This window comes from Vogesella perlucida, assembly GCF_979366545.1.
In genome coordinates, this window is the sequence record NZ_CEETRO010000048.1 from 1 (window position 1) to 366 (window position 366).

A 366-nucleotide genomic window follows, 5' to 3' on the forward strand; every position below is an offset into this window, starting at 1 on the left:
CAGCGGACTGAATGCATTTTTGTTTGCATTGGGTGGTGGAGGATGACGGGATCGAACCGACGACCCCCTGCTTGCAAAGCAGGTGCTCTCCCAACTGAGCTAATCCCCCTCTTTTTGGGTGATGCTGACTGTTTGATCGTAAGATCAACTAATCATCCCAAATCTTGTCAGTGCAAGGCGCAGAATGTCGACGTGTACTGAAGTACACGAGACGTTTTGCAACGCCGCAATGGCATGATTTGGTGGGTCTGGTAGGACTCGAACCTACGACCCCTGCGTTATCAACACAGTGCTCTAACCAGCTGAGCTACAAACCCAGTCTTTGCAGCATCTCTGCCGCCCCAACTCTCAAATAACCGATAGGCT

The 366-nt window shown here is 51.1% G+C and carries 2 tRNA genes; both read right to left on the reverse strand.

Annotation, left to right across the window (positions count from 1 at the left end):
* Positions 1-33 precede the first annotated feature (33 nt).
* Positions 34-109: transfer RNA gene (locus tag ACZ9XP_RS17845), tRNA-Ala, on the reverse strand.
* Between the two features lie 131 nt (positions 110-240).
* Positions 241-317: transfer RNA gene (locus tag ACZ9XP_RS17850), tRNA-Ile, on the reverse strand.
* Positions 318-366 lie beyond the last annotated feature (49 nt).